The sequence below is a fragment of the Micromonospora sp. NPDC048999 genome, from assembly GCF_040649295.1.
Classification (GTDB): Bacteria; Actinomycetota; Actinomycetes; order Mycobacteriales; family Micromonosporaceae; genus Micromonospora.
In genome coordinates, this window is record NZ_JBEZFI010000011.1 from 147415 (window position 1) to 167062 (window position 19648).

The window sequence follows — 19648 nt, forward strand, 5'->3', positions numbered from 1 at the left end:
CGCCCGCCGATGGGCGGACGGGGCCGGCGCACCAGATGCCAGAGGCGATCAGGTCCAGCTGATGCCGCGCTTGCAGGTGCCACGCTTGCAGGTGCCGCGCATGAGCTTCTCCTCTCCGCTCGGGGAGCCGGCCCGGTGCCGGACCGGTCATCTCAGGTTGGCCGCCTGGGAAGCAGTGGCGGAACCCTCCGGGGTGGTCGAGGTCATTCGAAGGTGTTCGAGCGGCCCGGCGGCCGGTCTGGAGCGCCGGTGCGGCCAGAGCGGCGCCAGCGCGAGCACGCCCATGGCCCCCAGCACACCGCTCGTCCCGATCACCGTGGTCGCGGCCCAGCGCTCGGCGGCCAGGCCCGCCAGGATCATCGCCAGGCCCTGTAGTCCACTCAGGCCGGTGATGGCGACGCCGAACGCGCGCCCCCGGAACTCGGCCGGTACCGCCCGGCCGAACAGGGCGTTCAGCGGAACGCCGAACGCACTGCCGGCACCGGCCACCATCAGCAGGCCCAGCACCGTCCACAACGGCGGCGCGAGCGCGACCACCGTCAGGATCGCGGCGGAGAGCACCGCCAGCGGCAGGATGAGCCGGGGACGGGTGCGCGGCGGGCAGAAGCGGGTGAGGAGCACCGCTCCGGTGGCCGTCCCCAGCGGTGCCGCCGCCAGCAGCAGTCCGACCGTCCCGGGCCCACCCCTGTACTGGAGGGCCAGCGGCGCCATCAGCCCCTCGGCGGCGTAGGTGAAGGCGGTGGCCACCCAGAGGACCAGGACGTACGCCCGCAGCCGCTGGTCGGTGAAGATGACCCGTAACCCGACGGAGGGGCCGCCCCGTGCCGGCCCCTCCGGTCGGGTCGGGGCCCCGCGTGCGCGCACCCCGATCCCGATGAGCACCGCGGAGAGCAGGAAGGTCGCGGCGTCGACCAGCAGCGCGCCCCGCAGCGAGAGCGCCGCCACCAGGCCGCCCCCGGCGGCGAAGCCGAGCACCTGGGCGATCTGTGCGGTGGTGTTGTCCACGCCGTTGGCCACCGGGTATCGGTCACCCTCGAGGACCTCGGGCAGCAGCGCCGCCCGCGCGGCCACGAACGGCGGCCGCAGCAGGTTCACCGCGAACAGCAGCGCCACCAGGGCGGGCGCGGGGACGCCGGGCAGCGCCGCCAGGGGAATGAGCAGCGCGCGGGCCACGTCGCAGCCGATCATGACCCGCCGTCGCGCAATCCGATCGGCCAGGCCGGTCAGCAGCGGTCCGCCGGTCAGCCAGGCCAGGTAGGAGCTGGCATAGGCCGCGGCGGCCAGCGCCGCCGATCCGGTGCCGGTGTATACGAGGTAGGCCACCGTGACGGCCGTGAGCTGGTCGCCGAGCAGAGACAGCAGGTACGCCGTGAAGAGGTAGCGGTATTCGCGGACCGCGAACACCTCGGTGTACGTCGCGGCCCGCTCGGTCACCACACGCTCCCTCGATCTGCTGACCCAGACCGTATCGGTGGGGGTGGCAGCAAAGGGATGTTTGCCCGTTCGGGTCCGTTCGGGTCCGTTCGAGACTGCTCGACCGGCTATGCCCGGGACGTCACCGGTCACCAGACTGGGCCTGCGCAGGGGACGGTCCCACCCCGATCGGTCGGCAACACCCATACGGAGGCTCTGTTGATCACGTCCGCGCCGCTGACGTACGGGCAACTCGCCATCTGGCGGGACGTGGAGTCCGTGCCGAAGCACCGGTGGCACGAGCCCAATCTCGCGCAGACCTGGGCCCTGCCCGTCGGGATCGGGATGCCGGCCGTCCGGGAGGCGATCGCCGCCCTGGTCCGCCGGCACGAGTCGCTGCGGACCACATACGACCTCACCGATCCGGCCGCGCTCCGGCAGGTGGCGCATCCGCCGCAGCCGCCCGACGTGCGGGTCGAGCGAACCGCCGAGCCGCAAGCCGACCTCGACGCGGTCCGTGAACAGTGCGCCCGGAAACCGTTCGGCCTGATCCGCGAGCCGGCCTGGCGAGCCACGATCGTCGCCGCCGCGGACACCCCGACGCACCTGGTGCTGGCGCAGCACCACATCGTCGCCGACGGAGCGGCGATGGCGATCCTCAAGCGGGACTTCTTCGCGGCGCTCGCCGGCACGCTCGACGACGCCGTCACCGGTCCGGCAACGATCGCGGCGCACGAGCAGTCACCCGCCGGACGGCGACGTGCCGCGGCGGCGCTCGACTACTGGGCGAAGCTGTTCACCGAGATACCGTCCCCGATCGCCCAGACACCGCCCTACGTGGAGGCCAGGCTGGTTTCCCGGGCGCTTGCCCGGGCGGCTCGGCGGGCGGCGGCGCGGCTGCGCGTGTCCGTCGCCAACGTGGTGCTCGCCGCATACTGCGCCGGTCTGTTCGCGCTCGTCGATGACCATCGGTTGGCGGTCCGTGTGCTGTCGTCGAACCGGTTCGACCCGTACCGGCGGGACGTCGTGACATCCATGAACCAGTGGATCTCGGTCCCGATCGACCGGCCGTCCGGGCCGGACCTCGCCGGGCTGGTCCGTGAGGTGGTCAACCGGACCCGGGTCGCGTACGCCTACGCCGCCTACGATGTGGACCGGATGTTCCAGCTGCTGGACGAGGCGGGGCAGCGCCGGGCGCAGTACGACAGCACCTGGTCGTTCAACTTCATCCCACGCGGGCCCGACGAGCCGGAGACCTCGCTCGCGGACGTCGACGCGGCCGGTGCCCAGGAACAGACGGTGTCCTGGGCGACGCCGTTCTCGTCCGTCGGGCCCCGCTGCTACCTTCGGGTCATCGACGGCGCTGACCTCACGTTCGAACTACGAGTTCCGGTCGGGTGGTCGGCCGTCGCCGCGGAGGTGCTCCGCCGGATGCACCAGGCTCTGCTCGACGCGGATCGGGCCGGTTGAGCCGACGATGCGGTACCGGCGTGGCGAACTGTGGTATCACTCCGACTTCCGCAAGCTGTGGTTCGGCGAAAGCGTGTCACTGATCGGCACCTACGCGACCCAGCTGATGTTTCCACTGGTGGCGGTGACCCACCTGCGTGCGTCGCCGACCGAATTGGGCGTGGTGTCGGCCGCCCAGTTCGCGCCCGGGCTGCTGCTGACCCTCGTCGCCGGCTACTGGGCGGACCGGCTGGGTCGGCGTCCGATGCTGGTCGGGTCCAACCTGGCCCGGATGGCCACGCTCGCCGCCGCCATCGCACTGCTGCAGACGGGCGCGCTGCGGGTCTGGAGCTGGTGCGTCATTGCCTTCGTCCTCGGCACGTTCACCGCGGCGTTCAACGTGGCGTGGCACTCGTACCTGCCAGTGGTGGTGGAACGGCGACACCTGGTCGAGGGCAACGCGAAGATGCAGGCCTCCTACTCGGTGGCGCAGCTCGCGGGCGCCGGCCTGGGCGGCTGGCTACTCAAGCTGCTCAGCCCGGCGATCGCGTTCCTCCTCGACATCGCCTCGTACGCGGTCTCCGTCATCGCCCTACTCGCGATCCGCAAGCGGGAACCCCGCCACGTGCAGCCGACAGGCGACGACGAGTCGACGGCGCGGCGCCTGACGCACGGCGTCCGGCTCCTCTGGCGGGACCTGGTACTGCGCGCCCTGCTGCTGGAAGGGGCGTGGTTCAACTTCTGCGAGCAGGCGCTGCTGACGCTGTTCATGATCTACGCGGTCCGCTTCCTCGACCTGGACACCGGCCAGGTCGGCCTCTGCATCGCGCTGGGCAGCGTGGGCGCGGTCGTCGGATCCGTCGTCGCGGCCAGAATGGAGCGGCGCTGTGGGACCGTCAGAACACTCGTGATCGCCATCGGGCTCGCCTCGTGCAGCCCGATCCTGGTGCCGGTGGCGAGCGGCCCCAAGCTCGTGGCCGTGGCGCTCATCGTGCTCTCGTTCAACGTCTACGGCCTCGGCCTGACCGTGTTCAACGTCCACAACCTCAGCCAGCGTCAGGCCCGCACCGATCCGTCCGCGCTCGGCCGGGTGACGGCGGCCGTCGGCACGATCGCTGTCGGTGCGCTACCGCTCGGCGCCATCGTCGGCGGCCTGCTCGGCGACCTGCTCGGCGTGCGGCTGAGCCTCGCCGTGGTGGCTGCGGCGTTCGTCACCGGCTGGCTGCTGTTCGCGCTCGCCCTGCCGCGGCTGTTCGGCGAGCCACCCGCACCCGGCGTTACGCCGGCGGACACCGTGCCCGCAGCCGCGACCGGCTCGGCGGTCGTCGCCGCCGAACCGTCGACCTGACCCGTTCGCTGCTTGAGGAGAGGCATGCACGACCTGCCCGCCGTACCGCCGTCCCCGGCGCAGCGGCTCCTGGCCTGGGTGGACGAGGTCGACCCGGGCGTGGTCTTCGGGCCACGCTTCGTCTGCCTCGGCGGCTACCGACTCGGTGGCCCGCTCGACCTGCCCGCGCTGCGGGACGCGCTGAACCGGCTCCTCGTGCGGCACGAGGCGCTGCGCACGCTGATCGTGCGCGACCATGAACCGCCCTACCTGCGGGTCGAGCCGCCCGCGCCGGTGCCGCTGGTCGAGGTGGCCCCGGACCGCCTGATCGACACGATCGTCGCCGGGACCTACCCGTCCGACTCCGTGCCGCTGCTCTGGGCGTACCTCGCCCGCCACAACGCCACCGACGCCACACTCGTGCTGGTCGCTCAGCAAACCGTCGTGGACCCCTGGTCGATGCGGCTCCTCATCGCCGACCTGCTGCACGCCTACGCCGACCGGCTCGGCGGGCTGAACCAGGACCCGATGGGTGCGCCGCCGAGCCGGGAGCGGATCCCGGCACCCCGCTGCGGGGACGACGAGCTGCGTACGCGGCGGCTGATCGAGCACTGGCGACGGGTGCTGACCGACGTGCGCCCGCTGCCGCTCGGCGTTGCCCTGCCCGGCGGTGCGCCCCGGACCACCGAGACCCGCTTCTCGCTCGCCGTCGCCGACTCGCGGCTGCGCGCCGTCGCCCGTACCCTCCGCACCACGCCCTTCGTCCTGCTGCTCAGCGGCTTCATCGGCGCGCTCAGCGCGCTCACCGGCGCCACCGACCTCACGGTGCCGGTGTTGACCTACGGGCGCGGCCGCTCCGACTGGGACACGGTCGGACTGTTCATGAACGCGTTGCCCGTGCGCGTGGACCTCACGGGCGACCTGGGCTCGGTGGAAAGCCTCCGCCGGGTACACGCCGCCTTCGCCGCCGCGTTCACCCGGGAGCTGCCGCTGGCCGACCTGGTGTCGAGCCTGCCCGAGGCGGCCCGCTTCTTCGCCCCGGGCGGGCCGGTCAACGCCCAGTTCGAGGTCATCCAGGTGCCACCCGCGCCGCCGTCCGGGCCGCTGTCGTGCCGGCCGATCCGACTGCCCGCCGGGCTGCCGCTCGGCGGGCCGGTTATCCCGGTCAACGGTCTCGCGGTCTGGCTCGAGCAGGATGGCGAGAGCGGCTACACCGGGACCGTGCGCTTTCGCGCTGACCTGTTCTCACCGCACATCATCGACCAGCTCGTGAAGTGCTACGCGGATCGACTCGATTGGCTGGTACGCCCATGACGACGGCCAGCGGTGGGTTGGTCCACCCCGAACACATCCTCGACCTGCTGGAACCGTACCTGCGGCCCGAGTCGACAGCTCCCGCCGTCGTCGACCCCGCCGGCTCGCTGACCTACGGCGAACTCGACCGGACGACTCGCCGGATGGCCGCAGCCCTGCACCGCGAAGGGCTGTCGGAGGGCGAACCGGTCATCGTCCATGCCCGGCTCTCCGGTTGGGCCGTCGTCGCCCTGCTTGCCGTGCTGCGGGCAGGTGGGCGTTACGTCCCGGTGGACGCGGCGTTCCCGATCGAGCGGCAGCGGCGTACGTGCCAGCTCAGCGGGGCGAAGCTGGTGCTCGCCCAGCCGGGCGTCCCGTCGCTGCCCGGGCCGTGGCGTGCGGTCGACGTCGGCTCGGCCACCGACGAAGCTCCACCGCTGGCCCCTCCCGTCCGCGGGCCCGCCGCCTACACGTATTTCACCAGTGGCACGACCGGGGAGGCCAAGCCGGTGACGGTGCCGGCGGCGGCGCTGGCGTACTCGACGGCGGCCCGCCTGGACTACTATCCCGGCCTGGTCGACGGCTTCCTGCTCTGCTCCTCGATCGCGTTCGACAGCTCGGTGGCGGGCATCTTCTGGACCTTGGCCAGCGGCGGCCGGCTGATCATCCCTAGTGACCGGCCGGTGAACCTGCTCGCGGTTCAGCGCGCGGTAGCCCGGCACCGGCCGTCGCACCTGCTGATGGTGCCGTCGCTCTACGCGATGCTGCTGAGATCAGCCGAGCCGGCGCACCTGGGCAGCCTGACCACCGTGGTCGTCGCCGGCGAGGTCTGCCCGCCCACCCTGGTCGGGCGGCACTTCGCCGTGCTGCCGGACACGGCTCTCTACAACGAGTACGGGCCGACCGAGTGCACGGTCTGGAGCACCGTGCATCGGTGCGCCCCGGCCGACAGCTGCGCCTCCACGGTGCCGATCGGCGCTCCGATCCCCGGCACGACCGTGATGCTGCGTAGGTCACAGGGCGCAGAAGCGGTGCCACCAGGAATGATCGGCGAGATCTGGATCGACGGGCCCGGCGTGGCGAGCGGCACCGGCGCGTACCGTACCGGAGACCTGGCCAGCGTCGGCCGGGACGGTCTGCTGCGCTTTCACGGCCGGGCCGACGACCAGCTCAAACTCGGCGGTGTCCGGATCGAGTTGGCCGAGATCGAGCAGGCGTTGACCGGCCACCCGGGCATCACGGCCGGTGCCGTCGGACGGGCCGGAACCGACCCGGCGCACGCCCGGCTGGTCGCTTTCGTGGTGGCCGAACAGCCGGTGGACACCCGGGCGTTGCGTGCGCACATGCTGGACCGGCTGCCCGCGGTGGCCGTCCCGGTCCGCTACGTCGTGCTGGACCGACTGCCCACCCAGCCCAACGGCAAGCTCGACCGCCGCGCGTTGAACCGGCTGGCATCGGACTGCTGAGCACGGCGGGGCGCCGGCCGGGCTCACCGCGGTGTGGCGACCAGCGGCAGCCGCCGGATGCCCGCCAGCCACGTCGACCGGACGTACTCGACGTCCCCGGCGGGTTCAATCGAAGAGAAGCACCGGAACAGTTCCGTGAAGAAGGTGCGCAGGGTCAGCCGCGCGAGAGGCGCCCCGATGCAGTAGTGATGGCCGTCGCCGAAGCTGAGGTGCCGGTTGGGGGTGCGCCGGAGGTCGAACCGGTGCGGGTCGGCGAACACCCGCTCGTCGCGGTTGGCGGAGCCGATCCAGACCACCACCGCGTCACCCGCGCCGATGGTCACGTCGCCCAACCGCGCCTCCCGGGTGGCGCAGCGCAGAAAGTGCCGGGCCGGGGCGGCCCAGCGCAGTGCCTCCTCGATCCCGGAGTCCAACAGGTCGGGCTGGCGGGCCCACTCGGCGTAACCACCGGACCGGGACAGCTCGAGCAGCGCCGCGCTCGGCACATGCGGGATCGCGGCGCTGGCGCCGAGCAGCAGGCTGTAGCAGTTCGCCACCACTGCGCCCGGGCTCAACGGCCGGCCGTCCACGGTCATCGACGCCAGCACGTCCACCAGGTCGCCGCGCGGGCGACGGCGATGTGCCAGGACCAGATTGAGCAGGTATCCGAAGAGCTCCCGGTGGGCCCGTTGCAGTGTCGCCTCGACGCCCTCCGGCAGCTGGTAGGCCGGATCGTCCTCGGCCACCGACATGCCCACCAAACGCGTCAGCCGTGGCCAGTCCGCAGCGGGGATACCGAACAGCGGACCGAGTATCGCCAGCGGAAGCGTGCTGGTGATCGAGGCGAAGTCGACCGGCCCGCCGTCGAGTGCGGGGGAGAGGAGGCGGAGGATGTCCGCCCGCAAGGACTCGGTGTGGCGCCGCACGGCCCTGACCGTCATCTCGCGCTGCACGGGCCGGCGCAGCTTGCCGTGCCGCGGCGGATCGCTCGCCGAGAACTGCAGATCGCTGGCGGGTTCCTCGCGGCCCAGCATGTTGAGGAACACCCCCCGGGTGGAGGTGAATCCGGAGTGGTCGCTCAGTACCCGTTCCGCGTCCGCGTAGCCGGTGACCGCCCAGAACCCGGCGCTGCCGTCGACGGGTTGCCAGCGAACCGGTCGGCGTGCCCGCAGCGCCTGCCACACCTGGTGCGGCTCGCCGTGATCGAACAGCCGGGCATCGGAGAGGTCCACCAGGTCCGGGTCGACAAGGCCCCGGCCGGTCATCGGACGTCCGCCCCAGGCGCGTCCGTCGGCATCGCCTCGACCAGGTCGGCGATGGTCGGCGACAGGAACAACACCGACGCGTCGATCTCGACGCCGAGCTCATGGTAGATGTCCATCAGCAGGTCCGCGGCGAGCAGCGAGTCACCGCCGAGCTCGAAGAAGTCGTCCTGCACCCCGATCGGGGACACGCCCAGCCTGCTGCTCCACAGCTCCGCCAGACGGCCCTCGACAGTGGACCGGGGCGGCACGTACGTCGAGGCGACCTTCAGGTCGTCCCGGGAAACGGTGCTCATACCGGCGGTACCTCCCTGCTCGTCACAACCGATGCCAGCCTCCGACCACCAAGGCAGCCGATCAAGGGCGCCGCTGTTCGGGTCCGTACGGGCATGTTCAGCTCGGGCGTGCCCACCGGCATTGGTCAATCGGGTGAGTCGGCCATCCGTCGGCACGTGGATGCTCGGAACAGAGCCGGCCGGAAGCCTGGTGACGGCGGCGGACATGAGGCACTATGACTTCACTTCTGCGCAGCTCAACCTGGATAGGTACTGAAACCATGCCCCTTTCTCGTCGTTTGATCATCTCGGCTGCCGTAGCCACGGTCGCCGTCGGTTCGGGGGTGGCCGTCGCCCTCTGGCCCGACAGCGACCCGCCCTACCGTCCGCCGATCGCAGCCCACGTGGTCCAGCCGGGTGCGCCCGGCCAGCCGGGCAGGTCACTGTCACCGGAAGAGCTGTCCCAGCTCTCGGCGCCCGGGTTCACCGCGGCCGACACCCTGTTCATCGAGGGTATGATTCCGCACCACGCTCAGGCCCTGGAGATGACCGCGCTCATCGCGGACCGCACCACCAACCGCGACGTGACCCTGCTCGGTAAACGGATCGAGATGTCGCAGCGCGAGGAGATCGCGCGGATGCAGCGGTGGCTCGAGGAGCGGGATGTGCCGACCGCGGGGCCGAACGTGGGCCATGCCGGGCACAAGAACATGCCGGGAATGCTCACCGAGGAGCAGTTCGACCAGCTCAGGAAGGCACGCGGCGCGGAGTTCGACCGGCTCTTCCTGACGTTCATGATCGGCCACCACCAGGGAGCGCTGACGATGGTGGAGGAGCTCTACGCGACCGGCGGCGGGCTCGAACCGGCGGCTGACCAGTTCGCCCGCGAGGTCAACGGCGACCAGAGCATCGAGATCGAGCGGATGCAGGGGATGCTCGCCAAGATGCGCTGACATGTGCTGTGACAAGAAGTCGGGGGCCCGCTCAGCAATGCTGAGCGGGCCCCCTTCATTCGTTACCCTGCCTGGTCCAGTGGACCGGGCGTACTAGCCGCGGAGCTCGTTGATCAGCGCCTGGCCGTCGCGGACCAGCTGGTTGCGCACGCCGGTGGCGTTGAGCACGCTGGCCTGGTTGACGAAGGCGGTGAGCCACTCGATCTTCTCGGCGTTGGACGCCGCCGCGCTGGCCTTGCTGAGGTTGCTGGTCAGCTTGTCGGCGTTGCTGGCGGAGATGGTGCCCGTCGACTTGTAGCCGTCGACGAACGCCTGCAGGTCGGCGAACGACGTCTTGACGGTGAAGGTGATGGACTTGGTCGTGGTGTTACCGGCCTTGTCCTTCGCGGTCACCTCGAACGTGTGGCTGCCCAGCGTGAGGCCGGACAGGACGATCGACGTACCCCGCGTCACCCGCTTGCCGTCCAGCAGCCCGCTCTCCGGCGTGGCGGCGGGCCCGGAGGTGGCGTCGCTGACCGTCCAGTCGACGGTCACCGAGCCGGAGTTGCCGTACGACGCCCCGTTGGCCAGGCCGGACACCGACACGGTCGGCGCGGTCTTGTCAATCTTGAGCCAGACCGTGGCCTCCTTCGTCGGGTAACCGTTGTTGTCGAGCGCCCGGTAGCGCACCGAGCCCTTGACGTCCGAGCTGATCGTCGCGACGCCGTTGGCAGACGCGTTGACCCAGGTGGCCCCGTCGTCGGTGGAGACCTGGCCGGTCAGGTTGGCGGTCAGGCCGGTGAAGGTGAGCGTGACGTCGCTGGTGTACCAGCCGTTGTTGCCAGTCGCCTCGGCCGGGTTCACCGTGACGGAGACGGCCGGGTTGACCGCGTCCGCCAGGGCCAGGACCGCGTCCTTCAGCGTCTGGTACTGCGGGGCACCCAGCACGTTGGCGAGCGTCCGCAGCTGCTCCTCAGCCGCGCCCCGCTTGCCGTCGGCCGCGAAGTCCTCGGCCCGCGTCAGGAAGCCGTCGACCTTCGTGGCCAGCGCCGCGTCGAAGGCGTTGGCCCGGACGAGCTGGTCGTAGTACGAACGCGCGACCGCGAAGCTCGGCGCCCAGCTGATCTTCGGCTGGCCCTGCGGGTTGAACCCGTCGAGCCGAACGCTCTCGGCGGCCTGGATCTCCGCCTTCGACAGGTACTGGCTCGGCTTCAGCTTGAAGACGTCGAAGCCGCGCAGGATCTCGTTGCCGTACAGGTGACCGTTGTACCAGTACGCCGACCAGAAACCGCCGAGCACCAGCGAGGTCGCGCTGACCGGACCACGGTCGAAGAAGGCGATCTCCTTCGGGTGGGCCGAGTCGGTGAAGTCGAACACCGAGAGGCCGCCCTGGTACCAGGCCTGCATCATGATGTCACGACCGGGCACCGGGATCAGCGAGCCGTTGTGCGCGACGCAGTTCTCCCGGGTGGTCTGCGGAGCCGGCAGCTTGTAGTAGCTGCGGAACTGCATCTTCCCGTCAACGATGTCGAAGATGGCGTTGGCGCCCCACTCCGGCTGCTCGGTGGCGAGGCAGTGCGCGGCGCTACCGCCACCCCACTCGTCGGTGAAGATCACCTTGGTGCCGTCGTTGTTGAACGTCGCCGAGTGCCAGTACGCGAAGTTCGGGTCGGCCACCGCGTCGATCCGGCGGGGGTTCGCCGGGTCCGAGATGTCGATCAGGATGCCGTTGCCCTGGCAGGCGCCAGCGGCAAGCCCGATCTCCGGGTACGCGGTGATGTCGTGGCAGGCGTTGGTGTTCGGCGTGGGCGACCAGGTCGACCCGGACGGGTGCCGGGGCGACGTCGGGCCGTTCTGCAGGCCGTCGACCCGGCCGGTCACCGGGTCCTGGAACAGCCGCGACTCGGTCACTACCTTGGCCAGCTGAGGCGCCGCCACCGGAACCTTGATGACCTCGATCCGCCACCGCGACGGGTTGTCGCCGTCCGCGGCGTTGTTGTTGCAACCCTCCATCGTCGTCGCCGGGCGCACCGAGGCGGTGCCCGAGACGTAGATGTAGACGTTGTCGGGGTCCTTCGGGTCGTTCACCAGCGTGTGCGTGTGCGAGCCGCGGCAGAGCTGAACCCCCGCGACCTGCACCGGGTTCCGCACGTTGCTGATGTCGAAGATCCGGACGCCCTGGAACCGCTCGCCGACGCTGGAGTTCGTGCCGCAGTCGACCCGCCCACGGGTCTCCTCGACCGACATGAAGAGCAGGTTGTTGTGGACCGAGATGTCACCCTGTCCACCCGGGCACACGACGCTCGTCACCAGCTGCGGGTCGCTGGGCTTGGAGATGTCGAAGATGTTGAACCCGTTGTAGTTGCCCGTGAACGCGTACTTGCCGCCGAAGCCGAAGTCCGAGTTGTAGAACCCGCCGCTGGAGTAGCTGTTCGGGTCGAACATACCCGCCGGCCGGTCGCGGTGCGCGACCTGCTCCAGGTTGCTGCTCGCGGACGGGGCGTTGAGATAGCCGGCGCCGAGCCCGACCCGCGGGTCGGGGTCCGCCGCCGAAGCCGCCGTGCTGGGCAGCACGCCGGCCATGAGGAGCCCCGCGGCCAGCACACCGAGCGCTTGGCGCCCGCGGCGTGGCCTGGTTCCCAATTGATGTGTCATTTGCCGCCTTCCGATCGAAAGACCTGACGCACCCTTCCAGATGTTGGAAGAAGCGCGCCGTGTGAGTAAGGACCGTACCGGCCATTGGTCGTTGGTCAAGAAGTCAGCGAGAATTACGGGTATTTGTGTCAGTCAACCGGGGGCACGGGCGTCGCTCGAGATCTCGCCGGTCGCCCCAAAAGCGGTCGGTCCGGAAGATCTGCCTCATCGCCCTTCAGCCAGGTCAGCAAGCTACAAAGCAGGCCGACCCGCTGGTTTGTGTGTCCGTTGTGGCGAGTCGGTGGTGGTCGCGACAAGCGTAGGAGCCGCTGCCCGGAATATTCCGCCAACCGTCGGATGATCGGCCCGTAGACCACACCGTAGCGTCGATGCAATTCACCTCGCCCGGGTCTGACTACTGAACGTAATCGCCTGGCGGGCGCCGCGGAGCGCATGGCGGGCCGCTGTGGCGGTCGTGGAACGACGCTCCGTGCTGTCCTGTCCAACCCTCGAAGGGAGCAGCGGTGCCTGTGAATCTGTCCCGTGGTCGACGCAACGCCGCGTTGCTGTTGTCCACGGCGCTGGTGGCGTCGTTGACGTCGTTGTCCATGAAACCTGCCTGGGCTGCTCCGGAGAACGCTCCGGAGAACCCGATCTTTCTGACTGGCCCGAACGAGGGCGCACCGAAGGACATCGCGATGCGGTACCTGCGGTCGCACCCGGCCGACTTCGGCGTGCGTGCCGGGGACGTGTCCGACCTGTCGGTGATGTCGAGCTACACGAGTCGGCACAACGGGGTGACGCACGTCAACCTGGTGCAGCGCTACAAGGAGCTGGACGTCTTCGGGGCGGTCAGCACGGTGAACATCGCCAAGGACGGCAGCGTCATCTACGTTGGCGACAGCCTGGTGTCGGGTCTGGCGGAGAAGGCCTCCGGCGCGGCGTCGCTGGACGCGGTCGAGGCCGTGGAGGCGGCGGCCGATGGTCTCGACCTGGCCAAGCCGAAGAACGCGAAGGTGATGAGCCGCAACGCCGGCACGGCCAAGGCCACGGTCGTGTCCGGTGCGGGCATCTCGGACGAGCCGATTCCGGCGAAGCTGGGTTGGCAGCAGACCGAGAACGGGCTGCGCCTGGCCTGGCAGATGGTGATCGACGACTCGACCGACGACCACCTGTGGAACGCCGCGGTCGACGCCGAGACCGGCGCACTGCTGAACGCCGACGACTGGACCACCCACGAGAACGCTGAGGAGATCTCCAGCAACCTGGGCCGCAGCGCGACGTCGACGTCGAAGTCGCTGTCCACGTCGTCGCCGCTCAGCCCCGCGAACTTCGGCACCCGCAACCCGCTCCAGGACGGGTCGAGCTACCGGGTCTTCGAGGGCGCCAAGGAGAGCCCGAACGACGGGCCGCGGACCCTGGTGACCAACCCGGCGGACGCCACCGCCTCGCCGCTCGGGTGGCACGACACCGGCCTGGCGGGTGGCAAGTACACCACCACCCAGGGCAACAACGTCCACGCCTACCAGGACCAGGACAACAACAACGCTCCGGACTACGGCAGCAGCCCGGATGGCGGCGCGAACCTGAGCTTCGACTTCCCGATGGACCAGGCCGAGCACGCGCAGAACTACCGGGACGCCGCGACCGCCAGCCTGTTCTACTGGAACAACATCATCCACGACGTCTCCTACCTGTACGGCTTTGACGAGGTGTCCGGCAACTTCCAGGCCAACAAGTTCGGCAAGGGCGTCGCCGGCGACTACGTCCGCGCCGAGGCGGCCGACGGCGGCGGCACCAACAACGCCAACTTCTCCACCCCGGCGTCCGGCGGCACCCCCCGGATGCAGATGTACCTGTGGCCGGGCACCCAGTTCGGCGACCCGAACCAGGTCGTCGTGGACGGCGTGGGCTCGTTCAACGCCTCCTGGTCGCGGTACTCGACCGCGCCGACCCCGGCGGGCGTGCCCGCGGGGAGCCAGCTCTACTACGGTGGCACCGGCTGCGCCGTGAGCGCGTACCCCAGCACCCTGCCCAGGGGCAACTGGATCGCCGTCGCCGACGGCGGCACCACCGCCTGCAGCTACCTGCAGCGCACCCAGGTCGCCGAGTCCGCCGGCGCTGCGGCGTTGGTCATCGCTCACAACGCCAGCGGTGCTGCCCCGGTGCTCACCGGTGCCATGACGACCGCGCCGGTCACCATCCCGGCGGTCGCCGTGACGCAGGCCAACGGGGCCACCATCAAGGCCGCCATCGCCGCTGGCTCCGTCACCGGCAACGTTCGCAAGCACCCGAACCACCCGGGCATCCGCGACGGTGACTTCGACGCCGGTGTGATCATCCACGAGTACACCCACGGCATCTCCACCCGGCTGACCGGTGGCCTGGGTGTCAACTGCCTGAGCGGCGACCAGCAGCAGGGCGAGGGCTGGAGCGACTACGTCGCGATCACCATGCTCCTGGACCCGAAGTTCGACACGGCCGACGGCAAGCGGGGCATGGGCCCGTACGTGCTGTTCCAGGACGACCGCAGCGGTGACGGCATCCGGCCGCGGCCGTACTCGCGGAACATGGACATCCAGCCGTTCACCTACGACAGCATCAAGACCGGTGGCTGGCTGAACGGCACGTCCCTGGCTGTCCCGCACGGCATCGGCCACGGCTGGACCTCCGTGCTGTGGGACATGACCTGGAACCTGATCGACCGGCACGGGTTCAACCCGAACATCTACGACCGGTGGAGCACCGGTGGTAACAACCTCGCGCTTCAGCTGGTCATCGACGGGCTGAAGATGCAGGGTTGCAACCCGGGCTTCGTGACCTCCCGTAACGCGATCATCGCTGCGGACAAGGTGCTGACCGGTGGCGAGAACTCCTGCATCATCTGGGGTTCGTTCGCTCGCCGTGGCCTGGGCTACAGCGCGGTGCAGGTCGGCACCAGCCGCGCCAACAGCACCGAGGCGTTCGACATGCCGCCGTCCTGCCGGGCTGACTTCGTCAACCAGTCGGCCGCGCCGGCGCTGAACAGCGTCAAGGCGGGTACGAACGTGCAGCTGGCCTTCAAGCTGGCCACCAACCGGGGCCTGGACATCCTGGCCGAGAACTCGCCGTACTCGCGGCTGGTGGACTGCAACTCGCTGAAGACCGTCAACCCGAGCGGGCCGATCACGCCTCGTCCCACTCCGGTCGCGGCCCTCACGCCGGCTGGCCAGAGCATGTCGGCCAACGACAACGGCCGCTACACCTACCCGTGGAAGACCGACAAGGCCTGGGCCGGCACCTGCCGAGAGTTCGTCATGACTCTCGACAACGGGTTCCAGCACCGCGCCTACTTCAAGTTCACTAGCTAGTACCCAGCACCAGCCGGAGGGAGCGTCCCCATCAGGGAACGCTCCCTCCGGTCTGGTCGGACCCGTTTCAGGACGCGGCGACCGGTGTCACGAGCGTGTCCACCGCTGGTTCGAGGCGCTGTTGCAGTACCACAGTTCGACGGCGGCGCCGTTGGCGGTTCCGGCGCCGGTCACGTCCAGGCACAGCCCGCTCTGCACGTTGGTGATCGTGCCGTCGCCGTTGACGCTCCACTGCTGGCTTCCGCTGCCGCTGCAGTCCCAGGTGTCCACCCGGGTACCGGCGGTCACGCTGCCGCCTGGGACGTCGAGGCACAGCTTCCCGTACACCACCAGGGTCTTCGACGGAGTCAGCAGCCAGGACTGGTTGCCGCCGCCGTTGCATTCCCAGATCTGCAGCTTCGTACCCCAGGTGGTCGACGAGCCGGGCACGTCGAGGCACCGGTTGGAACCGACCCCGCGGATCGGAGCGGCGGTGGCGCTGCCGACGCCCCAGGCCCACTGCAGCCGGCTGACGCCGGAGGCGTTGTTGTTGGTGAGGGTCAGGCTGGTGCCGCTGCCGCCGAGCGTCGTCATACTGTACGAGTCGCCGGTGCGCAGACCGGGCCAGTAGACCGAACCCATGCCCAGCAGGCGCAGCGTGTCGCTGGTGGCCTGCACGTAGGCGATGTAGGCGTTGCCGTTGATCGGGCCGTTGTAGTTGAGCCCGGTCGTCATTGGCGCACCCCACTCGTCCAGCACCGTACGGGAGGCGCAGGAGCCGATCCGGTTTCGCAGGTCGTTGGCCCAGGTCCAGTAGCTGCTCTCGGTGGGCTTCCAGAATCCGTAGAAGTGTAGGGAGAGGAAGGTCCCGGACAGTCGGCTGTCGGCGCACACGGTGGTGACGTTGTCGTTGTACCCGGTGCCGCTGACGAAGATCCGGCTCTTCGGCACCGACGGATACGTGCTGATCCACGTGGCGGCCGGGCTGCGCAGCCCGTTTCGGGGGGAGCCCCCGGGCGGCCCGACCTCAACGTCAACCGGAACCCGACGACCCCGACCCCGTCAGGGGTCGCCCGAGGAGGCCGCTCAGGTTCAGCCGTCCCGACGCATTACGAAGTTGATCGCGGTGATCGACAGGGCGAGGGTGCCGGCGAATGAGGCAGCCCCGAATAGGACGGCGTCGCCCGGGTCGTGGCTGCCGACCCACTTGATGACGCCCGCTGCGGTGCCGAGGTGCAGGGCGGCCAAGATCGAGATGGCCAACCACAAGGCGCGGGTGTTGCTGGTGGCAGAACTAGAAGTGCTCACAGAGCATCCTCCAAGGAGCTGAATGCGATGTGAGCGAGCTGCTACTGACTGTGAAGACTGCGGTCGCCCATGTCAAGCTGGCCAGCGGCTGCCTGCCGGCTTCACCCTCCGGCCCCGGGCGACCCCAGCCCTCGCCAGGGGTCGCCCGGATGCCGGGGTTTCATGTGTCGCGGCCGGAAACGTACCGGATGGCGGTGAGAACCAGGGCGAAGCAGCCGCTGAACGCGACCCCGCCTGACAAGAGAGCCTGCCCGATGCTCGGTTCGATGGCCCAAGAGATCCAACTGGTGACCGTCGCGGTCAAACCGCCCGACAGGACGGCGATGGCCAGGCACAGCAGCCGGACCAGAGCGTTAACCTCCATACCTTCCCCTCTCACTAGACAGAGTCCTCCCCTTGGAGGAGTTGCTGATCTACGTGTTAGAGGTTGAGTTGGAGTTGTCTCTCTACTGTGGCCAGCGCTCGGGACCTCGGCAAGGGATGGTGACGGCAGTCACGAAAACAGCCGGTCCGGGGCCGCCCAGGTCGTGTCGGTCGCCCGCGCTGGCCGCTGGCCCCGGGCGACCCCGGTCCCCGCCAGGGATCGCCCGGATCGGCCGGGTCACGCGTGGTGGCTCATCACGAAGTTAAACGCTGTGATCATCAGGACCATCGCCCCGCCGAAGGCACCGCCCCCGGCGAGCAGGGCCTTGCCCGCGCTGGGCTGGTTCGCCCAGGTGACCCAGCCGGCGATCATGCCGATCAGGCTGGCCGCCAGGATGGCGACGACCAGCAACAAGACCCGGGTAGCGGTGCCGTTTCCCATCGAGGGGTTCCTCCTGTACACACACAGTCCTCCCTTGTGGAGGAGTGCGGGGTGGAGGACCCGCTTCGCCTTGCTCCGCAGAATGGCACCTCGCCCGCGCGGCGTCTACCCACCGTCGACTTTTGCCCCCGTGCCGATACTGACGGGCCCCCGGGCGACCCCGACCCCCGCCAGGGATCGCCCGGGGCCAGCGCGGGTCACGCGCTTCGGTTCATGACAAAGTTGAACGCGGTGATCATCAGGATCAGCGAACCGCCGAAGGCGCCACCCCCGGCGAGCAGAGCCTTGCCAGCGTTCTGCTCGATCGCCCAGGTGACCCAGCCGACGATCAGGCCGATCAGGCTGGCAGCCAGGATGGCGACGACCAGCAGCAGCAACCGGGTAGCGACGTTATTGCCCATAGGGGTGAGCCTCCGCTCGACACAGTGATCCATTCGGATCGACCATGCCCTCCCTTGGGCTCCGCTTTGCTTCGCAAAATGCCAGCCCGACGGGGGTCATGTCAAGAGGATCTTTTTGGTTGTCGCTGAGGGTGAGCCCGCCGGTCTGGCTTCCCCCTTTTGGAAGTCAGGTGTTGGGCTGGGAATATGGACGAAACAGGCCAGCCCTGTCGGGCTGTCTCCCCTCACCGTCGGTTGAGACCCGGGCACCTGCCGTACGCCCGATTGGCCGCCCGATGACCCACCGCCGACTGCCCTACCGAGTGGGGGAGGGGATACCCCCCACCCACCAATTACCTACCCCCCAACCCCCCCACCCCCTACCGGGTGGGTACCCACCCATCGACCCGCAGGCCCGACCAAGGCTGGCGACCAGGCGAACCCGCGTGTCCCTGCTGCGCCAAACCCAGAGACGTCAAACGGCGCATCAGTCGAGGTTGGATCTGGCGACCCGGCGGCTGGGCCCCGAGCTGACCGCCTCCGACGGCTTCCCGTCGCCTCGTCCGGCCGGGGCGGCACGACATACCGAGAGGCCACGCGAGGCCGACGACGGACAAGCGAGAGCCATCGGCGATGCCAGCGGACAGCGGACGAGCAGCCGCCGTTTTTTGGAGAAGGCCAGACGGAGACCCCGCCACTCTCCCGCTTCTCTCTCCCCGCAGCCGGAGAAAGGCTCGGGGATTCGTTCAGGTAGGAGGTGAGGTTGCGGATGATGCCGTGGTCGAAGATGAAGTCGGTCGGGTCGACGAAGTCGGAGATGAACTTGACCATCTCCTGCACCTCCTCGGTGAGGTTGTGTAGGAGGTCGTTGATGTCGTTGGTGAAGAGGGTGAGGCCGAGGGCAAGGGGTCGATGAAACCCGCCCTGCCCTCGGCCTCACTGACGTTGCCTAGGACCGGCTGTTCCTGCCGCTCCTTCGCCGCAGCACCACCGAGAACGCGCCGATCGCGCCGAGGGCGACCGACCCGATGGCGGTGATGGCCGCCCCGGCGACGTTGGAGATGTCCTCGCCGCTGGCCAGGACGATCCAGAGCAACGCCCCGATCGCCAGCGACGTGACCAGCACCAACCCCGCGATCAGGGGGGTTTCGGTGCTGCCTCGGCCCCGGGTCTGGCTCTGCCTGGGCCGCCTCGTTACCGTTGTCACCTGGTCTTCGTTTCCTCCCTCGTAGTGGTCCCTCACCGGACACCGGCGGACGTGACCGTCGTGGCGGCCCCTGGGGTGCGAGCCCAGGGGCCCCTGCATTTCGCAGGTAGGCCAAGTCGACCGATGCCTGACTGTATCGACTGATGCGGACAGCACTGTGGCACCCGACCGTGCGGGAGCCCCTGTGACCGCTCTGCCGATCTGTCCTATCGTTCGACACCCCGTTCCGGTAACGCGGCTTGCTGCGGGCACAGGAAGTCCAACGGTGACGCCGCCGGTTTGTTGCTCTGGAGATCGACTATTGGGTGAGCCCTGACCCGGAGGGCATCCCACGTTGCCCGCTCAAATCGGCGTGTTCTCCTCGTCTTGGCAGCCAAGACCAAAGGAGGAGGAGGCGATGGCCGGAGCGGGTGGCGGTTCTGATGCCGGCTAAGAGGCGACCCATCCAGGCGAAGCGGCCGAGGTCGCACCGCCGGTACCGCGTGGCCCGTGAGCTTGGTCTTTAACCTGCGGGGCGGTGACATCAACCCCGGCTGATCATGGGAACAGCCCTTGATCGATCATTCCTCTTGTCTAGGGAAGAAGATCA

16 protein-coding genes are annotated in these 19648 nt (G+C 69.4%); 6 read left to right on the forward strand and 10 right to left on the reverse strand.

Annotated features, from left to right (window positions below):
- Nucleotides 1-147: 147 nt before the first annotated feature.
- Entirely contained in the window at nt 148-1434 is a 1287-nt protein-coding gene (locus AB0C02_RS15465; RefSeq protein WP_357548605.1) for an MFS transporter, read from the reverse strand.
- Nucleotides 1435-1632: 198 nt separating this feature from the next.
- Here AB0C02_RS15465 and AB0C02_RS15470 point away from each other — a divergent pair, with 198 nt between their 5' ends.
- From AB0C02_RS15470 to AB0C02_RS15485, 4 genes are read left to right on the forward strand one after another with little or no spacing between them, the layout of a single operon-like run.
- Nucleotides 1633-2883 (forward strand): condensation domain-containing protein, encoded by a 1251-nt coding sequence (locus tag AB0C02_RS15470; protein ID WP_357548609.1) that lies wholly within the window; start codon nt 1633-1635, stop codon nt 2881-2883.
- A gap of 7 nt (nt 2884-2890) precedes the next feature.
- Complete coding sequence (locus AB0C02_RS15475) at nt 2891-4210, forward strand: MFS transporter (RefSeq protein WP_357548612.1); 1320 nt, start codon at nt 2891-2893, stop codon at nt 4208-4210.
- Between the two features lie 24 nt (nt 4211-4234).
- On the forward strand, nt 4235-5503 hold the full coding sequence (locus AB0C02_RS15480) for a condensation domain-containing protein (RefSeq protein WP_357548613.1): 1269 nt from the start codon (nt 4235-4237) through the stop codon (nt 5501-5503).
- Nucleotides 5500-6948: an amino acid adenylation domain-containing protein gene (locus AB0C02_RS15485; RefSeq protein WP_357548614.1), complete on the forward strand. Its 1449-nt coding sequence runs from the start codon at nt 5500-5502 to the stop codon at nt 6946-6948. Before AB0C02_RS15480 ends, AB0C02_RS15485 begins: the two co-directional genes overlap by 4 nt.
- Nucleotides 6949-6971: 23 nt before the next feature.
- On the opposite strand, the gene AB0C02_RS15490 is transcribed toward AB0C02_RS15485, so the two are convergent.
- Both AB0C02_RS15490 and AB0C02_RS15495 read right to left on the reverse strand, forming a co-directional pair.
- Nucleotides 6972-8192: a cytochrome P450 gene (locus tag AB0C02_RS15490; RefSeq protein WP_357548615.1), complete on the reverse strand. Its 1221-nt coding sequence runs from the start codon at nt 8190-8192 to the stop codon at nt 6972-6974.
- Nucleotides 8189-8485: a phosphopantetheine-binding protein gene (locus AB0C02_RS15495; protein WP_357548616.1), complete on the reverse strand. Its 297-nt coding sequence runs from the start codon at nt 8483-8485 to the stop codon at nt 8189-8191. Before AB0C02_RS15495 ends, AB0C02_RS15490 begins: the two co-directional genes overlap by 4 nt.
- 260 nt (nt 8486-8745) lie before the next feature.
- On the opposite strand from AB0C02_RS15495, the gene AB0C02_RS15500 reads away from it, so the two are divergent.
- Nucleotides 8746-9417 (forward strand): DUF305 domain-containing protein, encoded by a 672-nt coding sequence (locus tag AB0C02_RS15500; protein ID WP_357548617.1) that lies wholly within the window; start codon nt 8746-8748, stop codon nt 9415-9417.
- Between the two features lie 93 nt (nt 9418-9510).
- Here the strand turns inward: AB0C02_RS15500 and AB0C02_RS15505 are convergent, their stop codons facing one another.
- Entirely contained in the window at nt 9511-11970 is a 2460-nt protein-coding gene (locus AB0C02_RS15505; RefSeq protein WP_357548618.1) for a hypothetical protein, read from the reverse strand.
- Nucleotides 11971-12554: 584 nt separating this feature from the next.
- On the opposite strand from AB0C02_RS15505, the gene AB0C02_RS15510 reads away from it, so the two are divergent.
- Nucleotides 12555-15380 (forward strand): M36 family metallopeptidase, encoded by a 2826-nt coding sequence (locus AB0C02_RS15510; protein ID WP_357548619.1) that lies wholly within the window; start codon nt 12555-12557, stop codon nt 15378-15380.
- A gap of 87 nt (nt 15381-15467) precedes the next feature.
- Here the strand turns inward: AB0C02_RS15510 and AB0C02_RS15515 are convergent, their stop codons facing one another.
- The 6 genes from AB0C02_RS15515 to AB0C02_RS15540 all read right to left on the reverse strand — a co-directional run bounded on the left by AB0C02_RS15515 (nt 15468) and on the right by AB0C02_RS15540 (nt 19059).
- Nucleotides 15468-16310 (reverse strand): ricin-type beta-trefoil lectin domain protein, encoded by an 843-nt coding sequence (locus AB0C02_RS15515; RefSeq protein WP_357548620.1) that lies wholly within the window; start codon nt 16308-16310, stop codon nt 15468-15470.
- Between the two features lie 141 nt (nt 16311-16451).
- A complete protein-coding gene (locus AB0C02_RS15520; RefSeq protein WP_357548621.1) occupies nt 16452-16667 on the reverse strand; it encodes a hypothetical protein in 216 nt (71 codons plus the stop codon).
- A 160-nt stretch (nt 16668-16827) separates the two neighbouring features.
- On the reverse strand, nt 16828-17031 hold the full coding sequence (locus AB0C02_RS15525) for a hypothetical protein (protein WP_357548622.1): 204 nt from the start codon (nt 17029-17031) through the stop codon (nt 16828-16830).
- Nucleotides 17032-17268: 237 nt separating this feature from the next.
- The gene (locus AB0C02_RS15530) at nt 17269-17472 is read right to left on the reverse strand and encodes a hypothetical protein (protein ID WP_357548623.1); all 204 of its coding nucleotides are present in this window, start codon (nt 17470-17472) and stop codon (nt 17269-17271) included.
- Between the two features lie 197 nt (nt 17473-17669).
- Nucleotides 17670-17849: a hypothetical protein gene (locus tag AB0C02_RS15535; protein ID WP_357548624.1), complete on the reverse strand. Its 180-nt coding sequence runs from the start codon at nt 17847-17849 to the stop codon at nt 17670-17672.
- Between the two features lie 952 nt (nt 17850-18801).
- The gene (locus tag AB0C02_RS15540) at nt 18802-19059 is read right to left on the reverse strand and encodes a hypothetical protein (RefSeq protein WP_357548625.1); all 258 of its coding nucleotides are present in this window, start codon (nt 19057-19059) and stop codon (nt 18802-18804) included.
- Nucleotides 19060-19648: the final 589 nt, after the last annotated feature.

What these genes read in the sequence shown, in the direction of transcription:
- AB0C02_RS15475 (WP_357548612.1), top strand. Translation starts at nt 2,891, where the DNA reads ATGCGGTACCGGCGTGGCGAACTGTGGTATCACTCCGACTTCCGCAAG.
- AB0C02_RS15480 (WP_357548613.1), top strand. Translation starts at nt 4,235, where the DNA reads ATGCACGACCTGCCCGCCGTACCGCCGTCCCCGGCGCAGCGGCTCCTG.
- AB0C02_RS15485 (WP_357548614.1), top strand. Translation starts at nt 5,500, where the DNA reads ATGACGACGGCCAGCGGTGGGTTGGTCCACCCCGAACACATCCTCGAC.
- AB0C02_RS15490 (WP_357548615.1), bottom strand. Translation starts at nt 8,192, where the DNA reads ATGACCGGCCGGGGCCTTGTCGACCCGGACCTGGTGGACCTCTCCGAT.
- AB0C02_RS15495 (WP_357548616.1), bottom strand. Translation starts at nt 8,485, where the DNA reads ATGAGCACCGTTTCCCGGGACGACCTGAAGGTCGCCTCGACGTACGTG.
- AB0C02_RS15500 (WP_357548617.1), top strand. Translation starts at nt 8,746, where the DNA reads ATGCCCCTTTCTCGTCGTTTGATCATCTCGGCTGCCGTAGCCACGGTC.
- AB0C02_RS15525 (WP_357548622.1), bottom strand. Translation starts at nt 17,031, where the DNA reads ATGGAGGTTAACGCTCTGGTCCGGCTGCTGTGCCTGGCCATCGCCGTC.
- AB0C02_RS15530 (WP_357548623.1), bottom strand. Translation starts at nt 17,472, where the DNA reads ATGGGAAACGGCACCGCTACCCGGGTCTTGTTGCTGGTCGTCGCCATC.